The 21,387-nt window shown below is 64.9% G+C and carries 26 protein-coding genes; 15 read left to right on the forward strand and 11 right to left on the reverse strand.

Going from position 1 to position 21,387, the window contains the following annotated elements:
- Nucleotides 1-195: 195 nt before the first annotated feature.
- The 5 genes from AC5ZFO_RS30770 to AC5ZFO_RS30790 all read left to right on the forward strand — a co-directional run bounded on the left by AC5ZFO_RS30770 (nt 196) and on the right by AC5ZFO_RS30790 (nt 3,757).
- Nucleotides 196-648 carry a nuclear transport factor 2 family protein gene (locus tag AC5ZFO_RS30770; RefSeq protein ID WP_282522041.1) on the forward strand — a complete coding sequence of 151 codons (453 nt, stop codon included), beginning with the start codon at nt 196-198 and terminating at the stop codon, nt 646-648.
- 232 nt (nt 649-880) lie between these two features.
- A complete protein-coding gene (locus tag AC5ZFO_RS30775) occupies nt 881-1,321 on the forward strand; it encodes a nuclear transport factor 2 family protein (RefSeq protein ID WP_028158003.1) in 441 nt (146 codons plus the stop codon).
- Between the two features lie 382 nt (nt 1,322-1,703).
- Complete coding sequence (locus tag AC5ZFO_RS30780) at nt 1,704-2,627, forward strand: hypothetical protein (RefSeq protein WP_282522040.1); 924 nt, start codon at nt 1,704-1,706, stop codon at nt 2,625-2,627.
- 252 nt (nt 2,628-2,879) lie between these two features.
- Nucleotides 2,880-3,302, forward strand: coding sequence for a hypothetical protein (locus AC5ZFO_RS30785; RefSeq protein WP_282522039.1), 423 nt, complete (start codon nt 2,880-2,882; stop codon nt 3,300-3,302).
- Between the two features lie 317 nt (nt 3,303-3,619).
- Nucleotides 3,620-3,757: a hypothetical protein gene (locus tag AC5ZFO_RS30790; protein ID WP_212484281.1), complete on the forward strand. Its 138-nt coding sequence runs from the start codon at nt 3,620-3,622 to the stop codon at nt 3,755-3,757.
- Between the two features lie 39 nt (nt 3,758-3,796).
- On the opposite strand, the gene AC5ZFO_RS30795 is transcribed toward AC5ZFO_RS30790, so the two are convergent.
- From AC5ZFO_RS30795 to AC5ZFO_RS30805, 3 genes are all read right to left on the reverse strand, one after another.
- Nucleotides 3,797-3,943, reverse strand: coding sequence for a hypothetical protein (locus AC5ZFO_RS30795; RefSeq protein WP_166103493.1), 147 nt, complete (start codon nt 3,941-3,943; stop codon nt 3,797-3,799).
- A 239-nt stretch (nt 3,944-4,182) separates the two neighbouring features.
- Nucleotides 4,183-4,662: a MaoC family dehydratase gene (locus AC5ZFO_RS30800; RefSeq protein ID WP_282522038.1), complete on the reverse strand. Its 480-nt coding sequence runs from the start codon at nt 4,660-4,662 to the stop codon at nt 4,183-4,185.
- Entirely contained in the window at nt 4,662-5,114 is a 453-nt protein-coding gene (locus tag AC5ZFO_RS30805; protein WP_282522037.1) for a MaoC family dehydratase, read from the reverse strand. The genes AC5ZFO_RS30800 and AC5ZFO_RS30805 overlap by 1 nt, the downstream gene beginning before the upstream one ends.
- 181 nt (nt 5,115-5,295) lie before the next feature.
- Here AC5ZFO_RS30805 and AC5ZFO_RS30810 point away from each other — a divergent pair, with 181 nt between their 5' ends.
- Nucleotides 5,296-5,592 carry a DUF4282 domain-containing protein gene (locus AC5ZFO_RS30810; protein ID WP_063985551.1) on the forward strand — a complete coding sequence of 99 codons (297 nt, stop codon included), beginning with the start codon at nt 5,296-5,298 and terminating at the stop codon, nt 5,590-5,592.
- 125 nt (nt 5,593-5,717) lie between these two features.
- On the opposite strand, the gene ychF is transcribed toward AC5ZFO_RS30810, so the two are convergent.
- The 4 genes from ychF to AC5ZFO_RS30830 form a co-directional block, all read right to left on the reverse strand.
- Nucleotides 5,718-6,815, reverse strand: a complete 1,098-nt coding sequence (ychF, locus tag AC5ZFO_RS30815) for a redox-regulated ATPase YchF (RefSeq protein WP_028151572.1) — start codon at nt 6,813-6,815, stop codon at nt 5,718-5,720.
- A gap of 54 nt (nt 6,816-6,869) precedes the next feature.
- The gene (pth, locus tag AC5ZFO_RS30820) at nt 6,870-7,475 is read right to left on the reverse strand and encodes an aminoacyl-tRNA hydrolase (protein ID WP_282522036.1); all 606 of its coding nucleotides are present in this window, start codon (nt 7,473-7,475) and stop codon (nt 6,870-6,872) included.
- A 58-nt stretch (nt 7,476-7,533) separates the two neighbouring features.
- A complete protein-coding gene (locus tag AC5ZFO_RS30825; RefSeq protein WP_282522035.1) occupies nt 7,534-8,250 on the reverse strand; it encodes a 50S ribosomal protein L25/general stress protein Ctc in 717 nt (238 codons plus the stop codon).
- Nucleotides 8,251-8,593: 343 nt separating this feature from the next.
- Nucleotides 8,594-8,845: an accessory factor UbiK family protein gene (locus AC5ZFO_RS30830; protein WP_028151569.1), complete on the reverse strand. Its 252-nt coding sequence runs from the start codon at nt 8,843-8,845 to the stop codon at nt 8,594-8,596.
- Between the two features lie 167 nt (nt 8,846-9,012).
- Between AC5ZFO_RS30830 and AC5ZFO_RS30835 the strand changes: the two genes are divergently transcribed.
- From AC5ZFO_RS30835 to AC5ZFO_RS30875, 9 genes are all read left to right on the forward strand, one after another.
- Complete coding sequence (locus AC5ZFO_RS30835) at nt 9,013-9,744, forward strand: dienelactone hydrolase family protein (protein ID WP_282522034.1); 732 nt, start codon at nt 9,013-9,015, stop codon at nt 9,742-9,744.
- Nucleotides 9,745-9,758: 14 nt separating this feature from the next.
- Entirely contained in the window at nt 9,759-10,604 is an 846-nt protein-coding gene (gene lgt / locus AC5ZFO_RS30840; RefSeq protein WP_496122969.1) for a prolipoprotein diacylglyceryl transferase, read from the forward strand.
- Nucleotides 10,605-10,625: 21 nt separating this feature from the next.
- On the forward strand, nt 10,626-11,744 hold the full coding sequence (locus AC5ZFO_RS30845) for a class I SAM-dependent methyltransferase (RefSeq protein ID WP_282522032.1): 1,119 nt from the start codon (nt 10,626-10,628) through the stop codon (nt 11,742-11,744).
- Nucleotides 11,741-12,508, forward strand: coding sequence for a peptidoglycan editing factor PgeF (gene pgeF / locus AC5ZFO_RS30850; protein WP_282522031.1), 768 nt, complete (start codon nt 11,741-11,743; stop codon nt 12,506-12,508). Before AC5ZFO_RS30845 ends, pgeF begins: the two co-directional genes overlap by 4 nt.
- A gap of 72 nt (nt 12,509-12,580) precedes the next feature.
- Nucleotides 12,581-13,513 (forward strand): MerR family transcriptional regulator, encoded by a 933-nt coding sequence (locus tag AC5ZFO_RS30855; protein ID WP_282522030.1) that lies wholly within the window; start codon nt 12,581-12,583, stop codon nt 13,511-13,513.
- A gap of 120 nt (nt 13,514-13,633) precedes the next feature.
- Nucleotides 13,634-14,257 (forward strand): hypothetical protein, encoded by a 624-nt coding sequence (locus AC5ZFO_RS30860; protein ID WP_282522029.1) that lies wholly within the window; start codon nt 13,634-13,636, stop codon nt 14,255-14,257.
- 183 nt (nt 14,258-14,440) lie between these two features.
- A complete protein-coding gene (locus AC5ZFO_RS30865) occupies nt 14,441-15,394 on the forward strand; it encodes a ribose-phosphate pyrophosphokinase (RefSeq protein WP_014492003.1) in 954 nt (317 codons plus the stop codon).
- 325 nt (nt 15,395-15,719) lie between these two features.
- Nucleotides 15,720-16,748, forward strand: coding sequence for a putative zinc-binding metallopeptidase (locus AC5ZFO_RS30870; RefSeq protein ID WP_282522028.1), 1,029 nt, complete (start codon nt 15,720-15,722; stop codon nt 16,746-16,748).
- Nucleotides 16,745-17,779 carry a D-alanine--D-alanine ligase family protein gene (locus tag AC5ZFO_RS30875; protein ID WP_282522027.1) on the forward strand — a complete coding sequence of 345 codons (1,035 nt, stop codon included), beginning with the start codon at nt 16,745-16,747 and terminating at the stop codon, nt 17,777-17,779. The genes AC5ZFO_RS30870 and AC5ZFO_RS30875 overlap by 4 nt, the downstream gene beginning before the upstream one ends.
- A gap of 147 nt (nt 17,780-17,926) precedes the next feature.
- On the opposite strand, the gene AC5ZFO_RS30880 is transcribed toward AC5ZFO_RS30875, so the two are convergent.
- Genes AC5ZFO_RS30880 through AC5ZFO_RS30895 form a run of 4 tightly spaced genes read right to left on the reverse strand, consistent with a single transcriptional unit; the run spans nt 17,927 to nt 21,317 of the window.
- Complete coding sequence (locus AC5ZFO_RS30880; protein WP_282522026.1) at nt 17,927-18,385, reverse strand: SRPBCC family protein; 459 nt, start codon at nt 18,383-18,385, stop codon at nt 17,927-17,929.
- A 10-nt stretch (nt 18,386-18,395) separates the two neighbouring features.
- Nucleotides 18,396-19,235, reverse strand: a complete 840-nt coding sequence (locus tag AC5ZFO_RS30885; protein ID WP_282522025.1) for an XdhC family protein — start codon at nt 19,233-19,235, stop codon at nt 18,396-18,398.
- A 10-nt stretch (nt 19,236-19,245) separates the two neighbouring features.
- Nucleotides 19,246-20,454 (reverse strand): vWA domain-containing protein, encoded by a 1,209-nt coding sequence (locus AC5ZFO_RS30890; protein WP_282522024.1) that lies wholly within the window; start codon nt 20,452-20,454, stop codon nt 19,246-19,248.
- Entirely contained in the window at nt 20,451-21,317 is an 867-nt protein-coding gene (locus AC5ZFO_RS30895; RefSeq protein WP_282522023.1) for an AAA family ATPase, read from the reverse strand. The genes AC5ZFO_RS30890 and AC5ZFO_RS30895 overlap by 4 nt, the downstream gene beginning before the upstream one ends.
- Nucleotides 21,318-21,387: the final 70 nt, after the last annotated feature.

Below are 21,387 nucleotides of genomic sequence, written 5' to 3' on the forward strand. Positions count from 1 at the left end.
CGGCGTCATCGGGGGCCACGAAAATCCGCTTGAATTCGTGCAGGCGACCATAAACGCAACCGTTAATTGCATATCATGAACCCGGTATTGCATCTGCGCGTCATATGATCCGGACGCCTGTGTTTTTGCGGATTGATGGACCCGCAGAGCCCGCATCGGCGTTTGCATTCCACACTCCACGAGGGCGGGAGCGGCATGACGGTTGAATCGCTGAACAGGCAACGCGTGCTGCATCTGCTGGACAGTTTTGGGCGCGGCGATATCGAGGCCGCGCTGTCGTGCTGCACCGACGACGTCGACTTTCTCACCCACGCGCCGATCGACGTGCTGCCGCACATGGTGCCGCGCCACGGCAAGGCCGAATTGCGTGCGCTGTGGCAGACGGTCTGGTCGCGCTATTCCGAAATCCGCTACAAGGCGCCGCACATCCTCGCCGACGGCGACGAGGTCGCGACCTACCTGCACACCTACTTCAAGAAGCGCAGCAACGATCGCGTCGTGCAGTTCGACATGGCGGTGTTCTATAGCTTCCGGGGCGGACTGGTGGCGCAGATCCGCGAGATCATCGATTCCTATGATCTGGTGCAGCAGGTGCTGGAGCGGGAGATCGGGCCGCTGATCGTGGGCGCGCGGGCCGACGGGGGATGACCCTTCTTCCTTTCTTACGGGCAGAGGTGAAGCAGAGACCGGGAGATTACGGGGTTCTGTTGTAAATCTCACAAAGCCGCATCAATTGTGCATTGCAAAAACGTGAATTGCGTTTTGGCCGAAGTTGCGTATTTTATTCGTATACAAATGAGTTGAGCGGCCCCGGGGCACATTGCTGTGCATGGGGTTGTTTTCCGTTTTTTTCTGCAAGCCAGCTTCAGGACGCCCCCAAATGACAGAGCACAGCCTCTGGCGTTTCTCGCGCGCGTTGCACCGCGCGGTGAACGACCGGGATTTCAGTGACATCGAGTCCCTGATCGACGAGGACGTCGAGTGGGCGATCTACGGCCCGATCGACATGTTTCCGTTCCTCGGCGCGCGCCAGGGCCGGGACGCCGTGCTCGACGTCATCCGCCAGCTCGCCGACAATTTCCGTGTCCGCCGCTTCGACCGCGAGAGCATCATGCTCGGCGTGGATTCCGCCGCCTCGATGCTGCGCTATTCGCTGACCGCGCTGGACTCCGACAAGCCGATCAGCTTGCGGGTCGCGCAGTTCGCCCAGTTCAGGGCGGGCAAGCTGATCAGCATGCGCGTGCTGGTCGACACCTTCGATCTGGTCGAACAGGCACTCGGCCGCGCCATTCATCTGCCGAAGATGACCCGCGTCGGCTGAGGGGGACGCCAACGGGCCCCCCTTGCCGGGACCGATGATTGATGCTCGCCCGACCCGCGTCCTGGCCTCCAGCCCCGCCGGATGTCGTCGTGGCGAAGCTCGTCATCGGGCGCGCGCCTTTCGCGCGGCCCGTTGGTTCGTTATTTTTGTTGTTTGAGCATATCTCCGCGCAAACGCGTTCCGCGTTTGTCGCGAGGGAAAACCGCTGCACGCTTTGCGCTGGCGCGGCCCTTCGGGTCCGGATCATGCTGTGGCCGAGGCGAGCCGCCACAATTTCGCAACGATAGATCACCATGTGTTGAGCGGACCGAATGGCGCATGGTCATCACCGAAGGCCACACTATAGTGGCGGCAAGCATGCGTTGGGCTCGCGGGCAGGACGATGGAATTCTCGACAGGTTTTGGCTGGACCAGGCTGCCGGTGCTGGCGGCCACATTCATTTTAGGCTCGGTTCTGACGGTCTCGGCGCAGATCATTCCGCCGTTCTCTCCCGCCGCGGCCGCGCCCGACAATGAGGCCGAGGCCGCAGAGACCGCCGAGGCCCCCGACGTCAACGACCCCGACGTGCTCAAAGGCATCGACGTCGACAAGCTCGACTGGAGCCAGCTCGCGGTCGACGCCGGCACCGGCAACGACGTCATGGCCGCCAAGAAGCGCGCCCAGGCCGCCGCCAAGGACGGCCTGAACTGGTCGTCGAACGCGAATGCCAACGGCTCCTCGGCGGTGACGGTGAAGCAGTCGGTCTCCTCGTTCTGGGACGCCCGCATCGGCGCCGACATGACGGTGACGAGCGAGCCGCGGACGATGTCCGAGCTGCTGGCGCAGAAGGCCACCAATGGTGGCAGCCTGCCGCAATCATCCGGCAGCGCCTGGGCGGCGGCGACCGCGCCGGGCGCCGGCTCGATCTGGGACAAGACCGCGGTGGAAGCCCGGGTCGATCCCGGCGCCGAGCAGAGCAAGATCGGAGCGTCGCTGATCAAGTCGGTGCCGCTGTCGAGCGACACGTCGCTGACGCTCCAGAACGGCTACAGCGTCAACCAGCAGGGCACCACCGCGGTGCCGGGCGTCGGCGGGCACGTCACGCGCAACTACGAGACGGATCAGACCGCCAAGGTCACCCTCACCGACACCGGCACCAGCATCACCGCCGGCCAGTCGCTGTCGACCACCGACGACAAATGGCTGCGCAAGGTCGGCGCCGAGCAAAAGCTGTTCGACAACGTCACCGTCTCCGGCTCGGTCGGCGAGACCTCGCAGGGCGCGATCAACAAGAGCCTGACGGCGGGCTTCAAGAAGAGCTGGTAGCTTAAGCGCTCCACTCTCTCCCCTCATCCTGAGGAACTCGGAACGCGCGTCTCGAACCATGAGGGGGATGGAACTTCGTTACCCCCGGCCATTCAGACACTCGTAACCATACGCCACGGCAAAGCCCCCGAATCGTCCGCCCTTGCCGTATCTCGGCCAAGTTGCGGTCAAAATCCGACGCCCTAGTCGAATGACCGAACTCGTCGTGCGGGGGACCCTCGCGCTGCGCTCAACGCGAACAGGGGAATAACGATGAACGCCATGCGTCCGGAAAAGACCGAATCCACCGAGACCGAGACGGTCGACAACAACCTCGCCGCAGTGACGGAAGTCGAAGCCGGCATCCGTGACTTCGTCCGCAACGACATCGCCTATCTGCGCCGGCCGGCATCGGGCACCACCGACGCGCCGCCGCTCGATCCGAGCGCGGAAGCCACCGTCACCAACGTCAACTCGCTGATCCAGCGCGTCGCCGGCACCTCGCTCGCCGAGATCGAGAACCTGATCTCCGAGCTCGAGAGCCTGCGCGACCTGCTCCATGCCGAAGGCCAGCGCGTCCAGCGCGAGATCTCCGGCTATGCCCAGCTCAGCCAGGCCGCGATGAAGTCGACCCGCATGATCGCCGACAACGTCGCGCAGTGGAAGCGCGCCGCCGACGGCCTGCGCAACAGCTGATCACTCACGTCTGGCATCACCAGCCGCCGCGTTCCGCAAGGGGCGCGGCGGTTTTGATTCGCGAGAGTGAAGCGGTACTCCGTCTCTCCTGTACAGGCGTCATCACCCGCGAAAGCGGGTGATCCAGTATTCCAGAGACGACAGTGATTGAGCCGAGAAGCCGCGGCGTACTGGATGCCCCGCCTTCGCGGGGCATGACGACGGAGGGTTTGGTGAGCGCCGCGCGGGCGACAACATCCCCTTTGAACCCTCCGCGCCCCGGCGCCGACCAATGCCAAGCGCCCGCAGCCTTGCGGCCGGGCCTGGGGACATTTCAGATGGAAAGCATTCGGCCCGACAATACGGACCCTATCCCGCTGCGGCCCGCGCCGAACCAGTTCGGCACGATCATGCTGCGCTTCGTCGGATTGCTGGCGATCGCGATCGCGGTGCTGGCGTTCGTCTATAGCCGCTGACGGCGGGCCCGGAAGGCGGCGCGAAAAGTTAACGAGCCCTTAACGGCTCGCGTCGACCGTCGAGGCTTCCAGGGTGTAGCCGCCATCGGCATAGCCCTTCACCACCATGCCGGCGACCAGCATCACTGCCAGCGTCGCGGTCGCAAAGATAAATCCCACCAGCTTGAGTGCGCCGCGGTCTGCCATGGTCCTCGTCCCCTGTTCTCTGCCCAATTCGTTTCAATTAGACAGCGACAGGTTCATAATTGGTTAGCAACTCGATGGTTCCGCCAGCTGCTTCGCGGGCCAGCCATCTCGGGGGCTTATGGCAGCCGCCCGGAATCGCGTCCATAGCGCGGAGGCAACACTCGCTCGGTTTCTCTTTTCTCCCTCTCCCCGTTCTTAAGGGGAGAGGTTAAGGAAGCCGCGGCTCGATCGATTCTAAATTACACGCCCTTCCGCATCGGCACGAAGGCGCTGGCGGTGATGGAATAGACCTCCTCGCCGCGCTGGTTGGTGCCGGTGGTGCGGGCCGTCAGAATGCCCCAGCCGAGGCGCGAGGCCGAGCTGCGCTTGTCGATGACTTCGTTGACGTAGGCCACGGTGTCGCCGGCGAGCACCGGCCTGATCCAGCGCAGATCGCGAAAGCCCGGCGACGGGCCCCACACCGCGACCTCCTCGCCGCGCGAAGCGGCCTCACGCGCCACACGCTGGCCGTCGGCGACAAGCAGGCTCATGCCGGCCGAGCCGACATGCCAGCCCGAGGCGGCGAGCCCGCCGAACAGCGAGTTCTTGCCTTCCTCCTCGTCGAGGTGGAAGCGTTGCGGATCGAACTTTGCGGCGAAAATCTTGATGGACTCCGCGGTGAACGTATAGGCGCCGATCTCGCGGCGGTGACCGATCTCGATCTCCTCGAAGAAGGGCATCAGACTGCTCCCTCGCGCCGCTTGATCATGATCGGCGACGTCATTTCGCACAGCGCCTCGCCCCTGGCATTGCGCACCGTGCATTTGAACTTGACGATGCCGAGCTCGGGGCGGCTCTTCGAGGCGCGCGCCTCCAGCACGTCGACGTCGAGCATGAGATCGTCGCCGGGCCGCAAGGGCGACAGCCAGCGCACCTCGTCAACGCCGGGCGAGCCGAGCGAAGCGGCGCGCGTGATGAAGCCATCGGCCATCATCCGCATCATCAGCGAGCAGAGATGCCAGCCCGAGCCGGACAGGCCGCGCAGCATGCTGTTGGCCGCGGCCTCCTCATCGAGGTGCATCGGCTGTGGATCGAACTCGGCGGCGAAAGCCAAGATCTCGTCGCGGGTGACATGGCGCGGGCCGAATGTTCCGAACCGGCCGGGCGGGAAATCTTCGAAGGTCAGGGGCATCTTGGGATTGGTTGGCGGAAATGACAGATTGTGGCCGCACTTTGCGGCAATCTCAACCCGCTGGCCCGCATGGCTCGTGCTACATAAGACGCGGCGGCGTTGATCTGAGTCGGATCAGCCGAGGGCCAGGATCCGTCGGTCGAGGCCCGATTTGAAGTCCCGATTTGCCCTGGGGAGAGCAATGTTTTCATTCAGCGACCTGTTTCAATGGGACCGCTTCATCACGCCGACGATCATCAAGACCTTCTACTGGCTGGTGATCGCGCTGATCTGCCTGTTCGGCCTTTCCGGAATCTTCTCCGGTCTCGCGACGATGGCGATCAGCCCGTTCGGGGGCTTCCTGGTGCTGCTGTCGTCGATCGCGAGCATCGTCGTCGGCATCGTGTTCTCGCGCATCGCCGCGGAGCTGATCCTGATCGTCTTCCGCATCAACGAGCATCTCGGCGCGATCCGCGATCAGGGCGGCGGGGCGCGGTGAGGCAGGCGTAGGCGCCGTAGGGTGGGCAAAGCGAAGCGTGCCCACCTCTTCCGTCGCTATATTGGATAGATGGTGGGCACGGCGCGATGCGCCTTTGCCACCCTACGAGAGCGCTCTTTCGAGTCTTACGTATTAAACCTGAAATGCATCACGTCGCCGTCGGCGACGACGTATTCCTTGCCTTCGAGACGCAACTTGCCGGCATCGCGGGCGCCGGCTTCGCCGTTCAGCGCGACATAGTCCTCATACGCAATCGTCTCGGCGCGGATAAAACCCTTCTCGAAGTCGGTGTGGATCACGCCGGCCGCGCCCGGGGCCTTGGTGCCGCGATAGATGGTCCAGGCGCGCGCTTCCTTCGGGCCCACCGTGAAATAGGTGATGAGGTCGAGCAGGGTGTAGCCGGCACGGATCAGGCGATCGAGGCCGGCTTCTTCGAGACCCAGCGTCTCCAGGAAGTCGGCGCGTTCCTCGCGCGAAATGGTGGCGATCTCGGATTCGATCTTGGCGGAGATGACGACGGCAACGGCGCCTTCCTTGGCCGCCTGCTCCTCCACCGCCTTGGAGAACGAATTGCCCGTGGCGGCCGAGCCTTCCTCGACGTTGCAGACGTAGAGCACGGGCTTCGACGACAGCAGGCCGAGCATCCCGAAGGCGCGCTCCTCCTCCGCTTTGCGTTCGACGAGGCGGGCGGGCTTGCCCTCGCGCAGCAGCACCAGCGTGCGGTTGACGAGGTCGAGCTGCTCCTTGGCGTCCTTGTCGTTGCCCTTGGCTTTCTTCGTGAGGTTGTCGACGCGCTTCTCGAGGCTGTCGAGGTCGGCGAGCATCAGCTCGGTCTCGATGGTCTCGATGTCGGCGAGCGGGGCGATCTTGCCCTCGACATGCGTGATGTCGGAATCCTCGAAGCAGCGCACGACATGCGCGATGGCATCGACCTCGCGGATGTTGGCGAGGAACTGGTTGCCGAGGCCTTCACCCTTGGAGGCGCCGCGCACGAGGCCGGCGATGTCGACGAAGGTCAGCCGGGTCGGGATGATCTGCGCCGATTTGGCGATGGCCGAGAGCTTGTCGAGCCGCGGATCGGGCACGGCGACTTCGCCGACATTCGGCTCGATGGTGCAGAACGGATAGTTCGCGGCCTGCGCCGCGGCCGTCTCGGTCAGCGCATTGAACAAGGTCGACTTGCCGACATTGGGCAACCCGACGATCCCGCATTTAAATCCCATGGTCGTCCTCTATCCGTATTCGTCATGGCCGGGCTTGACGGAGAAAACGGCGCCCTATTCCTTGCCGTTCTCGTCCTTGGTCAAAAAGCCCTTCGCCTGCATGGCGAGATGCACCCTGTTGGCGAAGGTCGCGTCCGTGCCCTTGGCAACCAGTGCCGCGTGCTCGGCCACCGCCTCGCACAGCGTCGCCACCCAGTCGTTGTCGGCCTTGGCAAAGTCCGACAGCACGTGGCCGTGCACCAGTTCCTTGACGCCGGGATGACCGATGCCGAGCCGGACCCGGCGATAGTCGTTGCCGATGTGCGCCGAGATCGAGCGCAGGCCGTTGTGGCCGGCGATGCCGCCGCCGATCTTCACCCGCACCTTGCCCGGCGGCAGTTCGAGCTCGTCGTGGAACACGGTGACGTCGCCGGGCGCGATCTTGAAGAAGCTTGCCGCTTCCTGAACGCTACGGCCCGAGTCATTCATGTAGGTCGTCGGCTTGAGCAGGATGATGCGCTCAGTGCCGAGCGCACCTTCCGAGGTCTCGCCCTGAAACCTGCGGCGCCATGGCGCAAAGCCCTGCCGCCGCGCGATCTCGTCGACGGCCATGAAGCCGATATTGTGCCGGTTACGTGCGTATTTCGCGCCGGGATTGCCGAGCCCAACAAAGAGTCGCATGTCGCGGCGCGCCCCTCGCTCGGCGCGCGATCAAGGATCGCGCGCCGGCTTTGAGAGATTACTTCTTCTTGTCGCCGCCGGCGGGAGCCTTGGCAGCCGCAGCCGGAGCAGCAGCACCCGCAGCCGGAGCCGCAGCGCCAGCCGCCGGAGCAGCCGCAGCAGCGCCCGGAGCTGCAGCCGCAGCCGCGGCCTTCTGCTCTTCGGCGTAGCCGGACGGCGGCACGATGGTGACGAGGGTCGCGTCCTCGCGGGTCAGCGCCTTCACGCCGGCCGGCAGCTTGATGTCGGCCAGATGCAGGGAGTGACCGATTTCGAGTGAGCCGACATCAGCCTCGATGAATTGCGGGATGCTCTCGACGCCGCATTCGAGGTCGATCGAATGCGCGACGATGTTGACAGCGCCGCCGCGCTTCACGCCGGGCGAACCTTCGGCCTTCACCACGTGCAAGGGCACGCTGATACGGATGGTGGCGCCTTCGCCGAGCCGCATGAAGTCGACATGGATCGGGAAGTCCTTGACCGGATCGAGGTGATAGTCGCGCGGAATCACGCGGTGCTTCTTGCCGTCGAGCTCGACGTCGACCAGCGTGGTCAGGAACCGGCCGGCGAGGATGCGCGTGCGCAGTTCGCGATCGTCAACCGAGATCGGGAGCGGGGGCTGGTTGTTACCATAGATCACTCCGGGCACTCTCCCGGCGCGACGCTCAGCCCGGGCGGCCCCCTTGCCGCTCTTCGGACGTGCGGTCGCCTTCAATTCCTTGACGGTCGTCGCCATGTCGTTAAGTCCTTGTTTTTGCAAAAGTTAATGGGCCGCAGCGCGGCCCATGGCATAGCTCACAGCAAGCCTCCAGGGGTGCGGGGGCCGTGAACTTGGCGGGCTTTTACCCGGAAGACGCGGAAATGACAAGGAGAATGGGCGGGCAGCCCGGGCTCTTACCCTCCCCTGGAGGGGGAGGGTCGGCTCACATTGAGCGCAGCGAAATGTGAGCCGGGGTGGGGTGATCCCTCCCCACGGGCACTGTTCGACGCGGCGAGACTGTCACCCCACCCCGCTCGCGCTGCGCGCGATCGACCCTCCCCCTCCAGGGGAGGGTAAGGAAGAGCGCCGTACGACGGCCCTACCCGCCGAGCTTGGCCTCCAGCGCCACGATGCGCGCCTTCAGGGCCTCGTTCTCCTCGCGGGCGAGGCGGGCCATGTCCTTGACCGCCTCGAACTCCTCGCGCTTGACCAGGTCCATGTCGCGCAGGAATTTCTCGGCCTGGGTGCGCATCACGGTGTCGAACTCGCGCTTGACGCCCTGGGCGGCACCGGCGGCGTCGTTCATCAGGCGGCCGATCTCGTCGAAAAACCGGTTGTTGGTCTGGGTCATGTCGGTCTCCTGGCGGCCTCAGATAAACTTTGCGCGAACGCGCGAAAAGACAATGGCAATCCGGGCGAAACGGTTCAAGGGCCGATCGGCGGTATCCTTGTCATGCCCCGGTTTCCTTGCAATCGTATTCAACGTCCCTGCATAACAAGAATCAGAAGGCGCACGAGATGATCGATCAGCAGATCGCGATTCCCACCAAGGACGGCCACACCGCAACCTTCATCACCCATCCCGAACGCGGCGGGGCGTTTCCGGTCATCCTGTTCTACATGGATGCGCCGGCGATCCGTGAGGAGCTGCGCGACATGGCGCGCCGGCTCGCCACCTCGGGCTATTACGTGATGCTGCCGAACCTCTATTACCGCTCCGGCGTGATGGAGCTCGGCGCGCTGCCGGCCGATCCGAATGCACCCGAGCGCAAGCGCATGTTCCAGCTCATGGCCTCGCTCAACATTCCCATGATCATGGAGGATACCAGGGCCCTGCTCACCTATGCCGAGGGCCAGGCGGCTGCCAATACGAAAATCGTCGGCACCGTCGGCTATTGCATGAGCGGCCGTTACGCCGTCAACGCGGCCACGCACTTTGCCGACCGCGTCAAGGCCGCCGCCTCGATCTACGGAACGCATCTGGCGACCGACGAAGACAACAGCCCGCATCTCGCCGCCGGCAAGACCAGGGCCGAACTCTATTTCGCCTGCGCCGAGACCGACATCTACGCGCCCGCCGAGGTCATCGAGAAGGTCAAACAGGGCATGAGCGGCGCGAAAGCCGAGGTCGAGATCTATCCCGGCACGCATCACGGCTTCGCCTTCCCCAAGCGTCCGGTCTACGACCGCGACGCCGCCGAGCGGCATTGGGAGCGGCTGCTGGCGCTCTATCGCCGCAATCTCGTTTAAGTCTAGAAGGCCTGATGCCCTTTCTGCTCATCGACTTTCCCGCCTTCAGGCCGATCGCGATCGAGATCGGTCCGTTCGCGATCCGCTGGTATGCGCTGGCCTATATCAGCGGCATCGTGTTCGGCTGGCTCTATGCGCGCTCGCTGCTGAAGAAAGAGCGCCTGTGGAGCGGCCCCCCGCCGATGTCGCTGGTGCAGATCGACGACTTCATCCTCTGGGTCACGCTCGGCATCATCCTCGGCGGCCGCACCGGCTATGTGCTGTTCTACAATCTGCCCTTCTTCATCGATCACCCCGCCGCGATCTTCAAATTGTGGGAGGGCGGCATGTCCTTCCATGGCGGCTTCCTCGGCTGCGTCGTCGCAGTGATGTGGTTTGCCTATCGCAACCGCATCTCGATCCTGTCGCTGGGCGACATCACCACGGCGGTCGCCCCGGTCGGGCTGCTGCTCGGACGCATCGCCAATTTCATCAATGGCGAATTGTGGGGCCGCGCCACCGACCCCAGCCTACCCTGGGCGATGATCTTCCCCAACGATCCCTCGCAGCTGCCGCGCCATCCGAGCCAGCTCTATGAGGCCGGCATGGAGGGCATCCTGCTGTTCACCGTGCTCGCGGTGATGATCCGTTTCGGCGCCCTGAAGCGGCCCGGCATGATCCTCGGCGCCTTCATCCTGATCTATGGCCTGACCCGCATCGCCGGCGAGCATTTCCGCGAGCCGGACGTCCAGCTCGGCTTCCTCTGGGGCGGATTAACCATGGGCATGCTGTTGTCGATCCCGATGCTTATTGTAGGCCTCATACTTATTGTATTGGCTGTCAGGCGCGGCGCGCCGAAGCCCGCCGGGGCCATCAGTTAATTCCTTTCGAGAAGACAGACCGTGACCGAACAGCCGCTACTCAACGAGATCAAGGCGCTGATCAAATCCTCAGGGCCCATGCCGGTCTGGCGGTACATGGAACTGTGCCTGATGCATCCGCGCTATGGCTATTACGTCTCGCGCGATCCGCTCGGGCGCGAAGGCGACTTCACCACCGCGCCCGAGGTCAGCCAGATGTTCGGCGAGCTCCTGGGGCTGTGGACCGCCTCGGTGTGGAAGCAGATGGGCTCGCCGCAATTCCTGCGGCTGATCGAGCTCGGCCCCGGCCGCGGCACCATGATGGCGGATGCGCTGCGCGCACTGCGCGTGTTGCCGCCGCTCTACCAGGCGCTTCATGTCCACATGGTCGAGGTCAATCCCGTGCTGCGCGAGCGGCAGAGTGCGACGCTGGCGGGCGTGCGCAACATCGCCTGGCACGACAGCATCGACGACGTGCCGGAAGGCCCAAGCATCATCCTCGCCAACGAATATTTCGACGTGCTGCCGATCCACCAGATGGTGAAGCGCGAGAACGGCTGGCACGAGCGCGTGATCGAGATCGATCCCAACGGCAAGCTTCAATTCGGCGCGGCTGCCGACCCGACGCCGCGCTTCGACGTGCTGCTGCCGCCTCTGGTACGCGCCGCTCCCGTCGGCGCCGTGTTCGAATGGCGGCCCGACGGCGAGATCATGAAGCTCGCCACGCGCGTGCGCGACCAGGACGGCGCGGCGCTGATCATCGACTACGGCCATCTGCGCAGCGATGCCGGCGACACCTTCCAGGCGATCGCGCGCCACACCTTCACCGATCCGCTGAAGGCACCGGGCCAGGCCGACGTCACCGCCCATGTCGACTTCCAGGCGCTGGCGCGCGCGGCCGAGGATGTCGGCGCCCGCGCGCACGGCCCGGTGACGCAGGGTGATTTCCTCAAACGCGTCGGCATCGATACCCGCGCGGCTGCCCTGATGCAGAAGGCGACGCCTGACGTTGCGACCGACATTTCAGTGGCGCTCAAGCGCCTGACCGATACCGGGCGCAGCGGCATGGGCTCGATGTTCAAGGTGCTCGGCATCTCCGAGCCGCGGCTGACCGGCATCGCCGGCCTCAGCGATCTCGAACGGGCCGGAGGCGCCTCATGACGCTTGCTTCGTCGCTGCTGTCGGCCGTGCCCGGCCTGCGCCACGCCTTCTTCACCCGCGAGGGCGGCGTCTCGGGCGGGATCTATTCGGCGCTCAATGGCGGGCTCGGCTCCAACGACGATCCGGCGCATGTCGCGGAGAACCGCCGCCGCATGGCCGAGCATGTCGGCGTCGCCCCGGAGCGCTTCATCAGCCTGCACCAGATCCATTCGCCCGATGTCCTCGTCGCCGAAGCGCCGTGGCCGAGCGGGCCGCGGCCGAAGGGCGATGCGCTGGTCACGACAACACCCGGCATCGCGCTCGGCGTCTCCACCGCCGATTGCGGACCGGTGCTGTTCGTCGATCCCAACGCGCGCGTGATCGGCGGCGCCCATGCCGGCTGGAAGGGCGCGCTGACCGGCGTGCTGGAACAGACGATCTCGGCGATGGAGAAGCTCGGCGCCACGCGCAGCGGGATCATCGCCGCGATCGGCCCCTTGATCCGCCAGGACAGCTACGAGGTCGGCAACGAGTTCGTGGCGCGCTTCATCGAGGTGGACGCGGACAACGCCATGTTCTTCATCCCGTCGGTGCGCGCCGGACACGCGATGTTCGACCTCGCCGGCTTCATCCGGAAGCGGCTCGAAGCCGCCGGCATCCTGATGATCGACGACCTCGGCCTGGACACCTATGCCGACGAGCGCTTCTTCAGCTATCGCCGCTCGGTGCATCGCAAGGAGCCGGATTACGGCCGCCACATTCACGCGATAGCGCTCGAGGGGTAAGCTGGCCGTCGCTTCGTTCCTGCTTCAAAACGGCCTTGACTCTCCACCTGCTGGAAACCGCAGAAACGCGGAATGAAGCAACGCACCTACAGCATCGGCGAAGCGGCACGGCTCTGCGGCATCTCGGTCCGCAAGCTTCGCTTCTATTCGGACGAGGGATTGTTGCCGCCGGCAGACCGAACTGCGAGCGGCTACCGCGTCTTCACGGATAGCGAACTCGTCCGACTGGAGCTCATCCGCTGTCTCCGTGATGCCGGCCTTGGCCTGGATGCGATCCGGGAGGTCCTCCGCCAGGAGCTGTCGCTTGCCGAGGCTCTGAAGCTACGGCTCGAAGCGCTGGAGGCGGAGATCGCCGCTCAGCGCCGCGTCGCCGCCGCGCTGCGGGCTGCGTTGCGATCACCGCAACTCACCGAAGCCGATCTGAGGAGATTTTGGAGCATGACGCAACTGTCCCGCGTGGAACGACGCAACGTGGTTGAACGCTTTTTTGAAAGAGTGTCCGACGGCATCAACATCGATCAGGAATGGGTCCGCCAGATGGTGGAAGCGACCGTCCCGGAACTGCCCGACGAGCCAACGCCTGAGCAATGCGACGCATGGATCGAGCTTGCAGCCCTCCTGAGCGATCCCTCCTTCATCGCCAATATGCGAGCCAACGCCGGTGATGTCTGGGATCGCGAGGTCATCGATATGAAGGCCTGTCAGGAAGCCAGCGACGCCATAGTGCTCAGGGCGAAGCAAGCCATCGAACAGGGGCTTGAACCGTCATCCGCGCAAGCCAATGAGCTGGCGCGGGATTGGCTGGAGATCTCGGCTCGCCTGCTGAACCAGAAGCCCGACGCCGGCTTCCGTAACTGGATGCGCACGAAATATGTCCGGCACGATGCTCGCGCGAACCGCTATTGGGAACTGGTAGCCATCATGAGAGGGCAGTCCCCCGACTCCAGCCCAAACCGGGAATGGGTGTGGATCCAGGCTGCGATGCGACATCATCTGGCAGCCTGAGCGAGCATGCACATCGCGGCCGGGCCGCCCACCGGCCCCGGCCGCGATGTGCTCCAGAGGGCCGATGTAGCATTCCCGCCCTAGACGTTAATGCGTTTTAACGATATCGCTGCCCCCATAATGAGGGACGCGTCATTCATCCTGGGCCGCGCGGGTTCGCGCGTGCTGGCGGTCATGTTGCTGGCGGTAGCGACCGCGCTTGGCGGCTGCGCCGGCGGCGGCGGTGCCGCCAACTCCTATGCGATGGCGCCGAGCGCCGGCTCCGGGGCGACCGTGGCCTTCGAATCGATCGACGGGCCGCCCCCGCAGGTGTTCGACCGCATGGTCGGCGTGCTCGACAGCGAATCCAAGCTGCGCAGCCTGTCCGTCGTCTCCCGCGAGGGGACGGCTGCCTATCGCGTGCGCAGTTACCTCTCCGCCCAAATCGTGCGCGGCAAGACCGTGATCGCCTGGGTCTGGGACGTCTACGACGCCAACCAGCAGCGGGCATTGCGCCTCTCAGGCGAGGAACTGACCGCCGCCAAGGGCGGCCGCGATCCCTGGGGCGCCGCCGACGACCTCGTGCTGCGGAAGATCGCCCAGGCCGGATTCAGCGGACTTTCCAACATGATCAACGGCACGCCGGACGCGCCGAGCACTGCTCCCGGCTTGCGGGGACCGGCGGTGGCCAGCGTGATCCCGGAGGCTCCGGCGGCCGAGATGCCGGCCTCGGCGCTGGGCTATGCGAGCGATAACCCCCGCTAAACCACGGCCCCAAGTTGCGGCCAAACCGTTGGCCGGACTCAGGATTTCGGAGGGAAAACGTAGCATCCCGGGTTGCCATTGCAGCCCCCGGCCTGATATTTCCTCGCCCGTCGTAACCGTGCTTCCAGTGGGTATTCTCTGATGTTGAACGTCGTATCCAGCAAAGCGCGGGAGGAAGCGTCCATGTCGGCCAAGAACGGCTCCATCAAGCTTGTCGCCGGCAACTCAAATCCGGCCCTCGCGCAGGCGATCGCGCAAGGCCTCGACCTGCCGCTGACCAAGGCGGTGGTACGGCGCTTCGCCGACATGGAGATCTTCGTCGAGATCCAGGAGAACGTCCGCGGCTCGGATGCCTTCGTCATCCAGTCGACCTCGTTCCCCGCCAACGACCATCTGATGGAACTGCTGATCATCACCGATGCGCTGCGCCGCTCCTCGGCACGCCGCATCACCGCGGTGCTGCCCTATTTCGGCTACGCCCGGCAGGACCGCAAATCGGGTTCGCGCACGCCGATCTCGGCCAAGCTCGTCGCCAACCTGATCACGCAGGCCGGCGTCGACCGCGTCATGACGCTCGACCTGCATGCCGGCCAGATCCAGGGCTTCTTCGACATCCCGACCGACAATCTCTACGCGGCGCCGCTGATGGTGCGCGACATCAAGGACAAGTTCGACCTCTCCAAGACGATGGTGATCTCGCCTGACGTCGGCGGCGTGGCGCGTGCACGTGGCCTTGCCAAGCGCATCAACACCCCGCTCGCGATCGTCGACAAGCGCCGCGAGAGGGCGGGCGAATCCGAGGTCATGAACGTGATCGGCGACGTCGCCGGCTACACCTGCATCCTGATCGACGACATCGTCGACTCCGGCGGCACGCTGGTGAACGCGGCCGACGCGCTGATCGCCAAGGGCGCCAAGGACGTCTACGCCTACATCACCCACGGCGTGCTCTCCGGCGGCGCGGCCGCCCGCATCGCGGGCTCGAAGCTGAAGGAGCTCGTGATCACCGACTCGATCCTGCCGACGGACGCGGTGACCAAGGCTCCGAACATCCGCACGCTGCCGATCGCCAGCCTGATCTCGGACGCCATCGCGCGCACCGCGGCCGAAGAGTCGGTGTCGAGCCTGTTCGACTAAGTTAAGTTTCGCGATGCCGTAGGGTGGGCAAAGGCGCGAAGCGCCGTGCCCACCTTTTTTGTTGCCGCGAAGATGCTGGGCACGCTTGCGCTTTGCCCACCCTACGATGCTGCCTCCGTGGAGACTCCCCCTCTCCCAACCCCCTCAGCGCGAGCGAAGCTCGTCGCGGCCCCGCATCCGCCTTCGCCAGGGCTTCGGCGGACAAGAGCGGGTCGTGGGAGCGCGAGCGCCGTCCGTCCCTTACGACGCCGCCCCACGGGTTGTTGCCGGCTGCCGCCCATGACATCATCCGGATACCAAACCATCTCTGCCCCCTGGATTCCTGATGCCGAGCCGGAAATTTGCCTGGGAGAAGCTGTCAGATGACGAGTTGCTCAAGCAGCGCCTCTCCAGCCTGAGGGTGACCGTCAAAGGCACCTGGCTCGAGGACTGCGTCAGCACGCTCCATGAGGAGCTCGAAGAGCGGGGCATCCGGCTGCGGCCGCATACATGGATCTCGAGCGAATGGTTCAGTCCGGGCGATGTGCCGGGCATCGCCATCCCGTTCTATCTCGCTCATCCCCGTCTGATGAAGCTCGAGAAGAAGATGATGTTCGACGTCGAGGGCGGGACCTGGCGCGAGTGCATGGCCATCCTCCGTCACGAGGCCGGCCATGCCATGCAGCACGGCTATCAGTTGCAGCGCCGCCGGCGCTGGCAGCAGCTGTTCGGCCCGTCGTCGAAACACTACCCGCGCTACTACCGGCCCAATCCTGCCAGCAGGCGCTACGTCCAGCATCTGCGGCTGTGGTACGCGCAGAGCCATCCGGATGAAGATTTCGCCGAAACCTTTGCGGTGTGGCTGCGGCCGCGCTCGAACTGGCGGACGCGATATGCCGGCTGGCCCGCCCTGAAGAAGCTCGAATATGTCGACGAGCTGATGAGCGAGATCGCGGGAAAGCGGCCGCTGATCACGACGCGAGAGCGTGTCGATACGCTGGGCCGGCTCAGCCAGACGCTCGAAGACCATTACAAGAAGAAGCAGGAGTTCTACGCCTTCACGCCGCCGAAGACCTACGACCGCGACCTCTCCAGGCTGTTTTCAGCCGATCCACGGCATCACCGCTCAAAGCCGGCTTCGGCCCTGATCAGGCGCCACCGCGCCCAGATCAGGCAACTGGTCGCGCGGTGGACGGGCGAGAACCAGCTCACGCTCGATGCCGTGCTCGATGATATGATCTCCCGCTGCCGTGAGCTCGACCTGCGCGCCGTCGGCCTCGAACAGAAGCTCGTTCTCGATTTCACCGTCCTCGTGACCGCCAAGACGATGCACGCGCTGTTTGGCCCGTCTCGGCGCAAATGGATCGCGCTATGAGACGCTCACGCATTCTGGTCCTGATGCATCCGGACTTCATGCCTCCGGACTCAAGCGACGGATACACCGCGCAGGAAATCAACGCGTGGAAAACGGAATACGACGTGGTGAGCACCTTGCGCGCGGCCGGCCACGAGGTTCGCGCCCTCGGCGCGCAGGACGAAATCAAGCCGGTGCGCGAGGCGATCGAGGAGTTCAAGCCGCACGTGGTCTTCACGTTACTGGAGGAATTCCACAACAACGTTGCCTACGACCAGCACATCGCCAGCTATCTCGAGTTGATGAAGGTCCCTTATACCGGGTGCAATCCGCGCGGCCTGATCCTGGCGCGCGGCAAGGATTTGTCCAAGACGCTGGTGCATCACCGCCGGATCGCGGCGCCGGCCTTCGCCGTCTTCCCGATGCGCCGCAAGGTGAAACGCCCGACGCGCCTTGCGCTGCCGCTGATCGTCAAGAGCCTGAACATGGACGGGTCGTTCGGCATCTCGCAGGCCTCGATCGTCGATACCGACGAGAAGCTCGCGGAACGGGTCGCCTTCATCCACGAGCGGGTCGAATCCGCCGCGATCGCCGAGCAGTTCATCGAGGGGCGCGAGCTCTATGTCGGCGTGCTCGGCAACAACCGGCTACGCGTCCTGCCGGTTTGGGAACTGAAATTCGGCAGCATGGGCGGGCGCAGATCACGGCACATCGCCACGGAGAAAGCCAAGCACGACACCGACTATCAGGAGAAGCTCGGCATCGTCGACGGGCCGGCGAAGGACCTTGGGCCCGAAGTCACCGCGCGCATCCAGCGCGCCGCGAAGCGCATCTACCGAGCGCTTGGCCTCGACGGCTACGCGCGGATCGATTTTCGTCTCGCCGCCGACGGGACGCCGTATTTCATCGAAGCCAATCCCAACCCCGAGATCGCCAAGAGCCAGGAGTTCGCCACGGCGGCTCTACATGCCGGGCTCAAATATCCGGATCTCCTGCAGCGCATCCTGACTCTCGGAATAAGCCGGGCCAAAGCTGGGGTGTCGCTGGGGTGAGCGCGGGCTTGCGCGACTATCGTAGGGTGGGCAAAGGCGCGAAGCGCCGTGCCCACCGTCTTTGTTTGCGATAGAGAATGGTGGGCACGCTTCCGCCTTCGCTCTTCGAGCTACGGCGGACAAGTCGCTTTGCCCACCCTACAGCAGCTAGCCTGCCTCGGCCTTCGCGCTCATCACGTCGGCGAACGACTTGAAGAACTCCCCCGCCAGCTTCGTCGCGGTCGAATTGATCAACCGCGCTCCCAACTGCGCGAGCTTGCCGCCGATCTGCGCATCGACCTCGTAATGCAACACCGTCACGTCGGCACTCTCGGATTCCAGCCGCACCAGCGCGCCGCCCCTGGCGAAGCCGGCGACGCCGCCGGAGCCTTCGCCCGAGATGCGATAGGAGTTGGGCGGATCGAGATCGGACAGCGTCACCTTGCCGCTGAACGTCGCCTTCACCGGGCCGACCTTGAAGACCACGGTCGCCGTCATCTCGTTCGGCGCGGTCACATCGAGCGACTGGCAACCGGGGATGCACTGCTTCAGCACAGCGGGATCGTTCAGCGCCGCCCACACCTGTTCACGCGAGGCGGGAATACGCTGGCTGTCGTTCATCTGCATGATCGGTGTCTCACTCTCTGCTTGCTGTTTGATTGGCCGCGCGCTGGCCACGCCGGCGTTCCCTTGTGATCTCGGCGAGGATCGACATCGCGATCTCCTCCGGCGTGATGGCGCCGAGATCGAGCCCGGCCGGCGCTTTGAAATCGTCGATCGCGGCGCTACTGGCGCCTTCCGCGATCAGTTTTGCCCGGAGCGAAGCCATCTTGCGGCGGCTGCCGACGAAGGCGTGATAGTCGGCCCTGGTCGCGACTGCCGCGCGCAACGCCACTTCGTCGCCCTTGCCCTGCGTCGAGACCACGACGAAGCGCTTTGCGTCGTTGAGCTCGCTGAGGTGATAACCATCGATGACCGCGTCTACATCCGGCTGCGCCGTGAGATCGGCAGCGGGCGCGGCGAGCGTGACGTGATAACCGAGCACGCGCGCCTGCGCCGCAAGCGACAGCGCCACCGGGCTCGCACCGAGAATGACGAGCGAGGGATGCGGCAGCACCGGCTCGACAAAGATGTCCATCGTGCCCTTGCTCGGGCACATGTTGCTGGCAAAGCGGATGCCGTCGCGGCTCTCGCCTGCACTGACACCGAGCTCGGCCAGCAGGTTTTCCGGCTGCACCGAGACCATGCGCGGCTCGCCATCGGCGAGCGCCTCGCGCGCCGCCTTCAGCACCGCGCCCTTGGCGCAGCCGCCGCCGATCCAACCCGCGACGATGGTGCCGTCGGCGGCAATGATCGCCTTGGCGCCAGCCTTCGCCGCGGTCACCGACACCGTACGCACCACCGTCGCGAGCACGAAGGCACGCTCGGCGGCCTTCATCTGCGCAATGAGATCGAGTACTTCGACATGGGCGGTCATCGGCGTATCCTCAGAGCTTCGCCAGATAGGGTTCGAGCGCACGCAGGCTTTGCAACGAATTGGCGGGCGCATAGAGATCGACATGCGGCAGCGCCGCTTTGATGCCCCGCGCTTCGGGCGTGTAGCCTTCCCACGCCATCATCGGATTGAGCCAGACGATGCGGCGGCAGCGCCGGTGCAGCGCCGCCATTTCGCGACCGAGCAGCGCGGCGTCGCCGGTCTCATAGCCATCCGACACGAACATCACGCAGCTGCGCGAATGGATCACGCGCGCGGCGTGCCAGCGGTTGAAGGTCTGCAGGCTCTCGCCGATCCTGGTGCCACCACCCGCGCCCTGCGCCATGATCGAGAGCCGGTCGAGCGCACGGCCGGCGTCCTTCTCCTTCATCGCGTCGGAGACGTAGGCGAGGCGCGTGTGGAACAGGAACGCCTCGGCCTCGCGGAACTGGTCGAGCACACCGTGGATGAAGCGCAGGAAGACGGCGGTATACATGCTCATTGATCCCGAGGCATCGAGCAGCACGACCAGCCGCAACGGCTTGTCCTTGCGCTGCCGCTTCACCAGGCTGATCGGTACGCCGCCATGGCTGATGTTGCGATGAATGGTGCGGCGGAGATCGAGCCGGTAGCCGCGCCGGCGCGCCAGATCGCGCCGCGTCAGCCGTGTGCGCATCGCCCTGGCGAGTTGGGCTGCGGCCTCATGGGCCTGCGCGACCTGATCGGGATCGCTCAGCTTCCTGAAATCGACTTCCGCAAAATTGTCCGCCCGCGAGGCGCCTTCCATGCGGCCCTCGCCGGAGCCGCCTTCCGGCGCATCATCGGACGACAGAAGCTGGTCGGTGATGGACTGGCTACCGCCCTGCTCCGCTGCCGTGTCCTGCAAGCTCTTCAGCGAGGGATTATTGGCGCCGGGCGTCGAGCCGATGGTGCGGGAGCGCGAGCGCACGCGCTTGCCCAGCCAGAACGCGTCAAACAGGCCATCGAACTTGTCCCAGTCGGACTTGCGCGCCGAGAACAGATGCTTGAACGCCGCGCGCAGCAGACCTGGCCGCGCCGCATAGCCCGATGACATCAGCGTCGCCGCATCCTGTCCTTCGGCGAGCCCGACGCGAAAGCCGGCATCGCGAAGCGTGCGCAGGAAGGCGGCGAGACGCGCGGACACGAGACGAGAGACCTCATTGAGGTCGTCATATCCGGGGCTGGAGCCGCAACAGCTCATGCGACCTTCCCCAACAGACGCTGCGTCACCTCGGGCGTGACGCGGGCACGGTCCTCATGGGTCTTCAACAGACAGACCAGCGTCTCATACACGGTCTCGGGCGCGTCGTGGAGATCGCTGATCTCGAGGCCGACCAGGGCCGCCGCCCAGTCCAGCGTCTCGGCGACGCCGGGGACCTTGCGCAGCTCCTCCTTGCGCACGTTCTCGACCATGCGCGCGATCTGGAGTGACAGCGACGGGCTGGCGCCAGCGACGCGCGCCAGAATGATGCGGGTCTCGCGATCCACGTCGGGATAGTCGACATAATGATAGAGGCAGCGCCGGCGCAGCGCGTCGGAGAGCTCGCGTGTGCCGTTCGAGGTCAGCACGACATGCGGGATCGTGACCGCCGGAATAGTGCCGAGCTCGGGGATCGAGACCTGGTAGTCCGATAGCAGTTCCAGCAAGAAGGCTTCGAATTCGTCGTCGGCGCGGTCGATCTCGTCGATCAGCAACACTGGCGCCTGCGCGCGGCGGATCGCGGCGAGCAAGGGACGCTCCAGCAGATATTTTTCCGAGAACACCTGGTCCTCGATGCTGTCGGTGCCACGGTGCGCCTGGATCGCCAGCAGCTGGCGCTGGTAATTCCACTCATAGAGCGCGGAGGATTGGTCAAGACCTTCGTAGCATTGCAGCCGGATCAGCTCGGTCGCGTGCACCTTGGCGAGAGCCTTCGCCACTTCCGTCTTACCGACGCCCGCCTCGCCCTCTAGGAGCAGCGGACGCCGCAACAATTGCATCAGCGAGATCGCGGTCGCGAGGTCCGCATCGGCGATATAGCCCGACGCGGCCAAGGCATGCGCGATTTCGTCACGGCCTTTCATGCTTATGCTCTCCCGTCATTGCGAGCGAAGCGAAGCAATCCAGAAATGGTCCCGCGGAGACAGTCTGGAT

Source organism: Bradyrhizobium sp. Unk1 (assembly GCF_059512345.1).

What these genes read in the sequence shown, in the direction of transcription:
- AC5ZFO_RS30770 (WP_282522041.1), top strand. Translation starts at nt 196, where the DNA reads ATGACGGTTGAATCGCTGAACAGGCAACGCGTGCTGCATCTGCTGGAC.
- AC5ZFO_RS30775 (WP_028158003.1), top strand. Translation starts at nt 881, where the DNA reads ATGACAGAGCACAGCCTCTGGCGTTTCTCGCGCGCGTTGCACCGCGCG.
- AC5ZFO_RS30780 (WP_282522040.1), top strand. Translation starts at nt 1,704, where the DNA reads ATGGAATTCTCGACAGGTTTTGGCTGGACCAGGCTGCCGGTGCTGGCG.
- AC5ZFO_RS30785 (WP_282522039.1), top strand. Translation starts at nt 2,880, where the DNA reads ATGAACGCCATGCGTCCGGAAAAGACCGAATCCACCGAGACCGAGACG.
- AC5ZFO_RS30790 (WP_212484281.1), top strand. Translation starts at nt 3,620, where the DNA reads ATGGAAAGCATTCGGCCCGACAATACGGACCCTATCCCGCTGCGGCCC.
- AC5ZFO_RS30795 (WP_166103493.1), bottom strand. Translation starts at nt 3,943, where the DNA reads ATGGCAGACCGCGGCGCACTCAAGCTGGTGGGATTTATCTTTGCGACC.
- AC5ZFO_RS30800 (WP_282522038.1), bottom strand. Translation starts at nt 4,662, where the DNA reads ATGCCCTTCTTCGAGGAGATCGAGATCGGTCACCGCCGCGAGATCGGC.
- AC5ZFO_RS30805 (WP_282522037.1), bottom strand. Translation starts at nt 5,114, where the DNA reads ATGCCCCTGACCTTCGAAGATTTCCCGCCCGGCCGGTTCGGAACATTC.
- AC5ZFO_RS30810 (WP_063985551.1), top strand. Translation starts at nt 5,296, where the DNA reads ATGTTTTCATTCAGCGACCTGTTTCAATGGGACCGCTTCATCACGCCG.
- ychF (WP_028151572.1), bottom strand. Translation starts at nt 6,815, where the DNA reads ATGGGATTTAAATGCGGGATCGTCGGGTTGCCCAATGTCGGCAAGTCG.
- pth (WP_282522036.1), bottom strand. Translation starts at nt 7,475, where the DNA reads ATGCGACTCTTTGTTGGGCTCGGCAATCCCGGCGCGAAATACGCACGT.
- AC5ZFO_RS30825 (WP_282522035.1), bottom strand. Translation starts at nt 8,250, where the DNA reads ATGGCGACGACCGTCAAGGAATTGAAGGCGACCGCACGTCCGAAGAGC.
- AC5ZFO_RS30830 (WP_028151569.1), bottom strand. Translation starts at nt 8,845, where the DNA reads ATGACCCAGACCAACAACCGGTTTTTCGACGAGATCGGCCGCCTGATG.
- AC5ZFO_RS30835 (WP_282522034.1), top strand. Translation starts at nt 9,013, where the DNA reads ATGATCGATCAGCAGATCGCGATTCCCACCAAGGACGGCCACACCGCA.
- lgt (WP_496122969.1), top strand. Translation starts at nt 9,759, where the DNA reads ATGCCCTTTCTGCTCATCGACTTTCCCGCCTTCAGGCCGATCGCGATC.
- pgeF (WP_282522031.1), top strand. Translation starts at nt 11,741, where the DNA reads ATGACGCTTGCTTCGTCGCTGCTGTCGGCCGTGCCCGGCCTGCGCCAC.
- AC5ZFO_RS30855 (WP_282522030.1), top strand. Translation starts at nt 12,581, where the DNA reads ATGAAGCAACGCACCTACAGCATCGGCGAAGCGGCACGGCTCTGCGGC.
- AC5ZFO_RS30860 (WP_282522029.1), top strand. Translation starts at nt 13,634, where the DNA reads ATGAGGGACGCGTCATTCATCCTGGGCCGCGCGGGTTCGCGCGTGCTG.
- AC5ZFO_RS30865 (WP_014492003.1), top strand. Translation starts at nt 14,441, where the DNA reads ATGTCGGCCAAGAACGGCTCCATCAAGCTTGTCGCCGGCAACTCAAAT.
- AC5ZFO_RS30870 (WP_282522028.1), top strand. Translation starts at nt 15,720, where the DNA reads ATGCCGAGCCGGAAATTTGCCTGGGAGAAGCTGTCAGATGACGAGTTG.
- AC5ZFO_RS30875 (WP_282522027.1), top strand. Translation starts at nt 16,745, where the DNA reads ATGAGACGCTCACGCATTCTGGTCCTGATGCATCCGGACTTCATGCCT.
- AC5ZFO_RS30880 (WP_282522026.1), bottom strand. Translation starts at nt 18,385, where the DNA reads ATGCAGATGAACGACAGCCAGCGTATTCCCGCCTCGCGTGAACAGGTG.
- AC5ZFO_RS30885 (WP_282522025.1), bottom strand. Translation starts at nt 19,235, where the DNA reads ATGACCGCCCATGTCGAAGTACTCGATCTCATTGCGCAGATGAAGGCC.
- AC5ZFO_RS30890 (WP_282522024.1), bottom strand. Translation starts at nt 20,454, where the DNA reads ATGAGCTGTTGCGGCTCCAGCCCCGGATATGACGACCTCAATGAGGTC.
- AC5ZFO_RS30895 (WP_282522023.1), bottom strand. Translation starts at nt 21,317, where the DNA reads ATGAAAGGCCGTGACGAAATCGCGCATGCCTTGGCCGCGTCGGGCTAT.